This is a genomic window from Indolivaga macrotermitis, assembly GCF_900128985.1.
GTDB classification, from domain to species: Bacteria; Bacteroidota; Bacteroidia; order Bacteroidales; family Dysgonomonadaceae; genus Dysgonomonas_A; species Dysgonomonas_A macrotermitis.
The window spans coordinates 22,263-32,426 of sequence record NZ_FQUC01000024.1 but is presented as its reverse complement, the minus strand read 5'-3'; the positions used below and the strand labels follow the sequence as shown (position 1 = coordinate 32,426).

Annotated in this window: 8 protein-coding genes; all 8 read right to left on the bottom strand. The window is 42.4% G+C overall.

Features of this window, described 5'->3' with window-relative positions:
• Positions 1-309 precede the first annotated feature (309 nt).
• The 8 genes from BUC12_RS19055 to BUC12_RS19020 are packed head-to-tail and all read right to left on the bottom strand — an operon-like array spanning position 310 to position 10,152.
• Entirely contained in the window at positions 310-1,692 is a 1,383-nt protein-coding gene (locus BUC12_RS19055; protein ID WP_201780498.1) for an MFS transporter, read from the bottom strand.
• A gap of 36 nt (positions 1,693-1,728) precedes the next feature.
• Positions 1,729-2,544 carry an SDR family oxidoreductase gene (locus BUC12_RS19050; RefSeq protein WP_062184706.1) on the bottom strand — a complete coding sequence of 272 codons (816 nt, stop codon included), beginning with the start codon at positions 2,542-2,544 and terminating at the stop codon, positions 1,729-1,731.
• Positions 2,545-2,576: 32 nt separating this feature from the next.
• Positions 2,577-3,752: a mannonate dehydratase gene (gene uxuA / locus BUC12_RS19045; RefSeq protein ID WP_062184709.1), complete on the bottom strand. Its 1,176-nt coding sequence runs from the start codon at positions 3,750-3,752 to the stop codon at positions 2,577-2,579.
• Positions 3,753-3,758: 6 nt separating this feature from the next.
• Positions 3,759-4,727, bottom strand: a complete 969-nt coding sequence (locus BUC12_RS19040) for a glycoside hydrolase family 43 protein (protein ID WP_062184713.1) — start codon at positions 4,725-4,727, stop codon at positions 3,759-3,761.
• 41 nt (positions 4,728-4,768) lie between these two features.
• Positions 4,769-5,920 (bottom strand): endo-1,4-beta-xylanase, encoded by a 1,152-nt coding sequence (locus tag BUC12_RS19035; RefSeq protein ID WP_073357345.1) that lies wholly within the window; start codon positions 5,918-5,920, stop codon positions 4,769-4,771.
• Positions 5,921-5,954: 34 nt separating this feature from the next.
• Positions 5,955-7,364, bottom strand: a complete 1,410-nt coding sequence (locus tag BUC12_RS19030; RefSeq protein WP_062184716.1) for an MFS transporter — start codon at positions 7,362-7,364, stop codon at positions 5,955-5,957.
• A 31-nt stretch (positions 7,365-7,395) separates the two neighbouring features.
• Positions 7,396-8,211 carry a glycoside hydrolase family 11 protein gene (locus tag BUC12_RS19025; protein ID WP_070808643.1) on the bottom strand — a complete coding sequence of 272 codons (816 nt, stop codon included), beginning with the start codon at positions 8,209-8,211 and terminating at the stop codon, positions 7,396-7,398.
• A 12-nt stretch (positions 8,212-8,223) separates the two neighbouring features.
• On the bottom strand, positions 8,224-10,152 hold the full coding sequence (locus tag BUC12_RS19020) for a sialate O-acetylesterase (RefSeq protein WP_062184720.1): 1,929 nt from the start codon (positions 10,150-10,152) through the stop codon (positions 8,224-8,226).
• Positions 10,153-10,164: the final 12 nt, after the last annotated feature.

The window sequence follows — 10,164 nt, the reverse complement described above, 5'->3', positions numbered from 1 at the left end:
AAATTATTAAATTAATTAAAGTCCAATATGAACTTTTTTTAACTGATTCTGTTTATGAAAGGTCAATGTGTTGATATGTTTTGGTTATAATTTTACTAGTATTTATTATGTGTTTGAAAATGTATATAATTTGTCAGTTTTTACATTATAATAAAGATACCCATCTTTGTTTTGGTATCTTCGTTTAGTAGGTTTTACATTTATATCGATTACTCAACTATCATTTATTGACCAGGATGGCGATAAAAATTGATGAGGGGTAAAATAGTTTACATAATTATTATCCGGAAATTGTTTCATATTTTAAGGTTATAAATTAGATATCGGTTTGAATTTAGGTACTAATGATTTCATAATCACCCAAGCTATAACATATGCTACCGCACAAAACGAAAATACAATAGTATAACCTGTTTCGATGCTTCCCAATACCTGATAGTGATCGAACAAAGCCCCTGCCCCTTTCGATACGATGACGCCACTTAAACCACCCGCCATCGTTCCGATTCCTGTTACCGAAGCTACAGCCTTATTGGGGAACATATCCGATACGGTAGTATAAATATTGGCCGACCATGCCTGATGTGCCGAACAGCCAATTCCGATCAGAATAATAGGTATCCACATGGAAATGCCTCCTAATGGTTGAGCTAACAGAACAACCAATGGAATGAGTGCAATAACAAGCATTGCTGTCATACGGGCTTTGTAAGGCTCAAATCCTTTTTTTATGAAAAATGCAGGGAACCATCCTCCGCAAATACTGCCTACCATTGTCATGCTGTACAGTACGGTTAGCGGTAACATAATTTGTGTTCCTTCCATATCGTATTGTATTTTCAGGTAGGAGGGTAGCCAAAACAAGAAGAACCACCATACTCCATCAGTCATGAATTTGCCGAAGAAGAAAGACCATGTCTGTTTGTAGGTAAGTAGTTTGAACCACGATACAGACTCTTTTTTCTTGATAGTCGGTTCTGCATTCTTTTCATTATTTTCCTCATCATGTATATAATCGTATTCCGCCTGCGTAATTTTACCTTTGGAAAGCATTTTCTCAGGCGACTCATAATATATAAGCCAAAAAATAAGCCATATAAATCCAATACATCCAACGATAAGGAATGCAGCCTGCCATCCCAAATGACCTGCTATCCAGGGTACGGTTAGCGGAGCCAGGATAGCCCCTATATTAGCTCCCGAATTGAAAACCCCTGTTGCAAGCGACCGTTCTTTACGCGGAAACCACTCACCTACGGTTTTTACGGCTGCCGGAAAGTTACCAGCTTCACCAATGGCTAACACAACACGCCCGAACATAAATCCGATGACAGATACAGGTAATATTATACCTATCAAAGAGAGTACAGGCGAAACAACTTCACCTATACCGATCGCAAAGGCATGAATGGCCGCACCGGCTGACCATAGCGTAATAGACCATGCATAGCCTTTCTTTGTTCCTATCCGGTCGATAAATCGTCCGGCTAAGATAACGGCTATAGCGTAAGTGAATTGAAATGCTGCCGCAATATCGGCATAGTCGCTGTTAGACCAACCGAACTCTTTGGATAATAAAGGCTGTAAAAGACTCAACACCTGACGGTCGAGATAGTTGACTGTTGTCGCAAAAAACAACAATGCGCATATCGTCCATCGGTGACGGCCTATTTTTTGATTTATATTACTCATTTCTAATTATGTTTTCGGTTTGAGCTAATCTCCGGGTTACACCCCGCTAAAAGCACTAAAGCCTCCATCTACAGGTAATACTACACCCGTAATGAAGCTGGCTGCAGGACTGCAAAGGAATTGTACTGCACCATTCAACTCGGTTATATCACCAAAACGCCCCATCGGTGTTTTAGCTATAACCTTTTTACTTCTGTCTGTCAATGAGCCATCCGGATTGATAAGCACTGCACGGTTCTGGTCACCGATAAAAAAACCGGGAGCAATAGCATTCACCCGTATACCATCGCCATATTTCAATGCCATTTCAGAAGCAAGCCATTGTGTGAAATTACTGACTGCCGTTTTTGCTGCCGAATAACCGGGGACACGTGTTATAGCAGAATAGGCGGCCATAGATGAAACATTAATGATAACACCACTTTTTTGTTCTGCCATTACCTTACTAAAAACCAACGAAGGATAAACAGTACCATTGAGGTTCAGATTAGTTACTTTTTCCCATTCGGGGATAGACATTTCAAAAAACGGCTGGTCTGGAGCTAATGTGCCTTTAGGTGTATTACCCCCAGCAATGTTCAGGAGAATATCTATATGTCCCCATTGGTCTATTACCTTTTGAGCAACATTTTCAAGACTTTCGATATCCAGTACATTACCTACAATACCGATAGCTTCACCTCCATTGACAGTAAGCTCTTTAATTCGCTCATCCAACTGTTCCTGCCTGATATCCAATGCTACAACTTTAGCGCCTGCATCAATAAAACTACGAGCTATACTACCTCCTAAGACTCCTCCTGCGCCGGTTATGATAGTGACTTTACCGGCTATGCTGAACATTTCATTCATAAATTATTGTATTTAAAAAGTATTGTTATTATTTATTTTTGCCTTAAATTGTTTTGTACTGTAGCTATTATACCTTCAACCTGACCCAGAGCCAACATTCGTCCGTGAAACGAATATCCCGGATTATAACCCTTGTCGCCATCATCCAGCATTAGTCGCCCATGATCGACACGCATCGGCAGTTTAGGATTTTCTTTTTCGAATATCCGTATTACATCAATCAGGTGACCTTTTCCTTCAAGATGATTGGCTTCCACAAAATCACCATTTGATAATATGTTTGTACTGCGCAAATGGACAAATTTGGTGCGGGATGCAAATTTTTTCGCCATTTCCGGCACATCATTCTGCAGACCGGCACTCAATGATCCGGCACAGAAGGTCAGTCCGTTACAAGGATGGTTCACAGCATTTAAAAGCCAATTAATATCCTCTTCGTTGGTAACAATCCGGGGCAAGCCCAACAGTTGGAATGGCGGATCGTCCGGATGGACGCACATATTTATACCATATTCGTCACATACAGGCATTATCTGTTCAAGAAAATATTTCATATTTTGCCGTAAAGCATCTTTGTCTATACCATCGTACAATGCCAGTAGTTTTTTAAATTTGGTAACAGGATGTTGATCGGCAGAAGTTATATTTCCATTTACGAAACCTTGTGTTTTTACGATAACGGTATCAACCAGTTTATCCTTTTCAGCCTGAGTTATAGTCTTATTCAATTCTTCAACTTTTGCCAGTATTTCAGGAGAATAGTCTTTCTCAGCCCCCTCCCTTTCGAGGATATAAATTTCAAAATACGCAAATCTTACTTTGTCAAAATAAAGTGAAGATGTTCCATCTTTCCATTTGTAATCAAGGTCGGTACGCACCCAATCAATAACAGGCATAAAATTATAGCATACAGTCCGTATACCCGCCTCACCGAGGTTGGCAAGACTAACGATGTAGTTACCAATCAGACGGTCGCATGCCTCCCCTCCGTATTTTATGGCTTCACTTACCGGTAGGCTCTCAACTACCGACCATTTTAAACCGGCATCTTCAATGTATTCCTTCATGTCAACAATATCTTCCAATTGCCATACTTCACCATTCGGTACATCATGCAGGGCAGTAACGATACCCTCTACTCCTATTTGCTTTAACATGGCAAGAGAAATCTTATCTTTCTTGCCAAACCATCTCCAAGTCTTCAACATAATTCTCTATTTGCTTTTTCCATTAATAGTTTTGATTGTTCCATCTGGATTATATTCCAGTTCTATGACTTTCATACTGCGAAGCCATGTCCTGCCGCCCGACGGTGCGGAATCGTGATGGAAAAGATACCATTTGCCCTTATATTCCACAATACTATGATGGGTTGTCCACCCGATCACCGGAGTAAGGATTACACCTTTGTAAGTGAACGGCCCGTAAGGATTATCACCTATGGCATAGCAAAGAAGATGCGTATCGCCTGTGGAATATGAGAAATAATACTTTCCATTGTACTTATGCATCCACGAAGCCTCGAAGAAGCGGCGGTCTGTGTCCCCTTGTGTTATTGGCTGTCCGTTTTCGTCCAGAATGACCACATCGCGGGATTCTTCCGCAAACTCCAGCATATCGTCTCTCAATCGTGCGACCTTCCCGCAAAGAGCCGGTTCATTATCAGCTGGGAAAGCCGCGGATTCCAACGCCTTATTATTCCGATATCGTTGAAGCTGCCCTCCCCAGATGCCGCCGAAGTAGATATAATATTCCCCGTTCTCTTCAAATACACACGGGTCGATACTGTAACTTCCTTTGATCGGGTTTTCCTGAGGGATGAAAGGCCCGTAAGGTTTGTCGCTGATGGCTACTCCCAAACGGAAAATATCATTCTGGTCTTTCAGTGAAAAGTACAGATAGTATTTACTGTCTTTAAATGCGACATCGCTGTCCCACAACTGACGTCCCGACCACGGTATATTTTCTGCTGCCAGTACCACGCCATGATCTGTGATGGGCCCATCCACTTCATCGAGAGAGAATACATGATAATCTTTCATATTGAAGTGGTCACCGTTGTCATTTTCGGCTATTCCACTTTCCCAGTCATGAGATGGGTATATATAGATTTTACCATCGAATACGTGTGCAGACGGGTCTGCCATATAGTCCTGAGGAAATAAGTATTTTGCTTTTTTCATTTAATTAAAATTTAATGATTTAATGTTTAAGTATTTAATAATTAATTGTTTGGTAAATTTGCCCCATCTGCCATATCTATGATTTCCTTAACTACAGCCTTTGCTTTATATTGGCGGTCGAATAATAATGGATAATCGATGCGTCCGCGTATCGGAAAATCGTTTTTCCACGAATCATTGTCTGTAACACCCCATAGGGTAATACGCGCAATCTTATCACTGTTATCCAAAAACAGTTTGAAGTAATCGCCCATCCGCTCAGTCCATATTGTAGAAACAGAATCCGGTAAATTTGTTGTATAAGGATTCATTTCCCTGTGATATGCAATTGTATCCGAGATATTAGCTCCCGTGTTTCCCCATGGTGAAGGCAGTGCGCTCATATCCAGTTCGGTGATATGAACTTTTACGCCGGTAGCAGAATAGGCGTCTAAGGCTGTTTTATATTCTTCCAGATTTGGATAATCCATCCCTATATGCCCTTGCATCCCCACACCGTCTATGCGAAGTCCTTTTTCTTTCAGCGAATTTACGAGTTTTACAATCGCATCACGCTTTCCTGTCTGCCACTCGTTGTAGTCGTTATAGTAAAGCTCCGCATCAGGGTCAGCAGCATGAGTAAATTCGAAGGCGAGAGGTATAAAATCTTCACCTATGATTTTATAGAATTTGCTGTCGCGCCACGAACCGTCATCGAGGATGGCTTCATTTACCACGTCCCAGCCTTTAATACGTCCTTTGTAACGGCTGACAACAGTTGTTATATGTTTTTTCATACGATCCGTCAGTACTTCTTTCGAAACGTCTTTTCCTTTATCATCGGTAAAGAACCAAGCCGGAGCCTGTGAATGCCATATCAGCGTATGCCCGATGATAAACATATTATTTTGCTCGCCGAATTCTACAAATTTATCGGCATCCTTAAAGTTGAATTCACCTTCTTTCGGTTGTAAGAACATACTCTTCATACAGTTTTCGGCAACGATGGAATTGAACTGCTCCTTTACAATCTTTACGGTAGCAGAGTCTTTTCCCCAGATCTGGTTTGTATTAAGGGCGGTTCCGATAAGGAATTTGTCCTTGACCGCCTCTCTTAGAGAGGGCTCTTTTACTTCATTCTCTTTCCTGTGTGGCGAACAGCTTACAATAGCGAACGCAATGCAAAGAGAGAGAACGGGTGTCAGTACTTTCATGATTTCTTTTGTTTTTATTTAAACGATATTTTATTTATTTCTTATTTAAATGCTTTTCTTCAATTTCCATATTTATTTTGTCAATCACGTTGTCTTCCAGTTTATATCTTGAAATAATAAACATCGCCAGAATGAGCAGCATCGCAGGTATTACGGCAACCAGCCATAAAATGCCCTGTTGAGCAAGAGCAGATTGCGATACGGCGTTATCTTTGTCAAAACCGACGAATCCCAGTACTATATTGGGAATAAAGAGGCCGATAGCCATCCCTAGTTGAAAAACAATTCCGATAATGGCATTTACCGTACCCGAAATACGCCGGCCTGTAGTATATTCTCCATAAGTGATTACTTCGGGAACCAGCGCCCACATATAGCCTGTAGCGACAATGATACCTGTAGATTTAATAAATTGCGCTACCATTATAATCCAGATTTGCGAGCGAAGCGCGGGAACTATCGATACAACATAGAGCAAAGCCATTCCGAGAATAGCGACAGACAGAAATACATAAAACATTTGCTTTTTACCAATCGCTTTTTTAATGGCTGGGACCAACGGCATAAAGATGAATGCCGGTAGAAAGCCTATTCCCTGGAACCAACCCGTGTAATTAGAAGCCTGTACATTGTATGTCATGTAATAAGCCCCTGCCGCATTGTAGATTGACATCAAGGCAAAAGCCGTAAAAACAAATAAAGCCACAATGCGCAACTGGCTGTTCCTGATAAATTCCATCCATAGATCGGAGATTTTTACTTCCGACGTTTTATCGGCTTCCATTACTATACGTTCTTTGCTTTGGGTGAAACAGAAAATCAATAAAGCCAAACCGATTAAGGCCAGTATAGTCATGGTGATAAACCATGCATGGGCATCGCCCGAGGTATTGTATGTCCGGGTAGGAGAGAGCGATTGCACGATTGTCGGGATACCGAAAGCCACAGTAAATCCGCCCAGGTTGGCAAGCACCATGCGGGTAGAGGTAAGCTTGGTCATTTCATCCCCGTCACGGGTAAGCGAAGCGAACAGTGCTCCGTAAGGCAGACTGACCACCGTGTAGAGCAGGCATAGCCCTATATAAGTGACAAAAGCATACACTGTCGATCCGGGAAAACCGTTCCAAAAACAGAGGACGGCAAATGCCATGAGCGGAACGCCGCCAATAATCAGATAAGAACGGTACTTTCCCCATTTGGGATTATGCTTATCTACAAATGCGCCCAACGCCATAGACCCGAATATATTTATAACAGGCGGTATAAACACCATTACCGCCACGGTTTCCGGACGTAATCCGACAACAGTGGTATAAAAAATGGAAACATATTGCATCACCGTCTGGAATACCAGATTCTGTGCAAAATCTCCGCTACCGAAACCTATTCGTTGCAGCCATGACAGCTTGTAAAAACCTTTAGTCTCACTTATATTCACGTTCATAATTATTTATTTTATATTGATATTGTTAGATTTATTCTGCGAAATCCCTGGCCGTATCCGGCGGCGATACGGATAGTTTTTCATTATTTTCCGGGCCGGTACCTATCGTGGTGTCGCCAACGTTCAGTGTATGCCTGTACACATTGGCTGTACCGCTGCTCTGATAGCCTTCGACACATAGTGCAACCTCATACATTTTCCCCAGTTCCATACCCAGTTTTTCCCAAGCCCTGAAATGCTCGCTGACGGAAATGATGCCTTCGGTCTTCTTATCGGCGCGAACACTCCAGTATTGCTGGAAAGTAGTGTAGCCATTGATTGAGGGTTGTTCTACACGCGTAGTTTCATAGATGTCATACGTGCCGCCGTCTATTTCGACAGTCCCTTTAGATAGTGATCCGGGCGGACGCCAGTTGCCCCAAGACTCGACAATATAAAACTCCACAAGCGGATCGACCGACCAACCGTAAACGCATAGGTATGAATTGCCGATTGGCTGATAATCGCAGCCATAGTTAAGGGAAATATCGCCGGTTTCATCGTGAGTCTTCGTACATTCAAATTTTCCCTGCGTTTTTGTGCAATCGAACTTCTTGCCTGTGCGGAACAGGACATTGTTGATATTGTTCCAGTAGCATTCGAATGCACCGCCTTCTTTCAGTATCATACCTACATCGCCTCTGTCGTACCAGAGTTCGTAGTCAAAGCCATCATTCACACCTTCGGTATTCACTGTAAGCGTATCGGGAGCGGCTTCCACAGGGGCTTGTGCCAAATTCTGCGCAGTGACTTTTACTCCCGTAAAGGAAGCTAAGACTACCATTACCAATATTGTTTTGTTTCTCATGCGTTTATTAATTTATTTATTATTTAATTGTTCTGTCATAAACGGGGATGCAGGCAATCCGGCCTTATTTCTCAGATTGACTTCTCCCGGATTATCAGCCCAAGCATAACGTACAGTTTCAGGATGTGCAATATAATCATTCCAAACAATTACTTTTCCGTTTTCGATTTTAGCTTTCGCCCACTGATAGCGTCCGTCTTTTCCAGCAATAGCAAAGCCTTTCAATTCATCTACCGGCATTAAATCGTCCGTCCCTTTTCGGAATGTCAGAATGATTTTATTTCCTGAAATTTCCTGCGATTCATAAGCCGGACCGTCGGCGATGGTTGTTCTATTTCCGTAAAACAGTTTTTCTGCTTGGAGTGCCATGCGGTACCCCACATCCTTTTTGTTCAGGGGATGGATGTCATTCCATTCACCTAAATCAATATTGACCGTCAGACCGACATTCGGGATATTCTGTGATAGTTTCAGTTGCACATCGCGCAGGTGAGCCATATTCCCGTCGGTGGGATAGGACTGAACCTGAGTGAAATTCGGAAGTTGGGCAATGATAAAGGGTAATTCGGGTTTGCCAAACAAATCCCTCCAGTTCTGTATCATGTTTTCCACTATTCCGTAATACTCGTTGTATCGACTGGTATTTGATTCGCCCTGATACCAAAGCACTCCTTTGAATGTCATGTTCTTCAGGGGTGCTATCATCGCATTGTAAAGCACGGTTGCCTTGTTTGAGAAGCCAACTCCTCCAGGGATCGGAAACATCCGGCAACCAACACGGTGCTTCCAGTTACCGAGCAAATTGAATTCTTCGTTATCGAAAACAATTTTGTAGGGCTTGTCTTCTACAAAATGCGGACGTCCGCTACTGAATACGCGGATTGTTATTGTGTTCTCACCTGCTTTCAGCAGATTCTCAGGAATCTGATAAATACGCGGCGGATATTGGTAAGTAGTATTTCCAACGAATACGCCGTTCACAAAAACCGAGTCGGAATCAATGATAGTACCCAGGCGTAATACCGCTTTCTTGCCGGCCAGATATGCGGGGAGACGAATATTTTTCCTTAACCAGTGAGAACCCGCGATTGCATTTACGCCATCGCTTCCCCATGAGGAAAACATATCGACCGTGTTCCAGTCGCTGTCGTCCAGTACGGGATTCTTCCAATTTTCTTTCAGCCCAGCGTCTCCTTCGTTCAACAATTGGTTGTACAAGCGACTACGCATGTCTTGCAAACTGTTTACGGCTTCAACGTATCCTTCCGCCTTGCAGATTTCCAGATCGCGCAGGTAGTGTGGATAATTCTTCAGGTACTCTTCACTTACCCAAGCTTCGGCAGACGAACCGCCTACCGCTGTATTGACTAGACCAACAGGAATTTTCTTTTCTTCGTAAAGGAATTTGGCGAAGAAATAAGGAACTCCCGTCATTGACATGACGTATTCCTTTGTTACTGGTCGCCATACGGTTGGTTTTATGTCCTTTTTCGGGCTTTGAAAGGCATAATCGTGTTGGAGTTTGACATGACGGATATTCGTGTTCTCGTAGGATAGTATTTCATCGGAAAACATATCCATTATCCGCTGTATGGTAGTTTCCATATTGGACTGACCGGCACAGAGAAATACATCGCCGAGAAGAATATCTTTCAACTCAATGTCGTTGATCTTCATGATATAAGGACCTCCGGCTTTAGCTGATTGAAGCATAATGAACCAGTTCCCTTGTCCGTCGGCAACCGTAGCGTAGTTCTTTTTCAGGAAATTCACTTCCACTTTTTCTCCCGGTTCCGCCCATCCCCAGATTTTTATTGGCTGTTCGCGCTGCAATACCATGCCGTCGGAAACAAGTACGGGCAACTTGACTTTTGCATTGACCGGAGAATTAAAAATAAATGAGAGAAAAAAGATAATACAGATGTTTATGATTTTATCCATGACAGTTTTTCT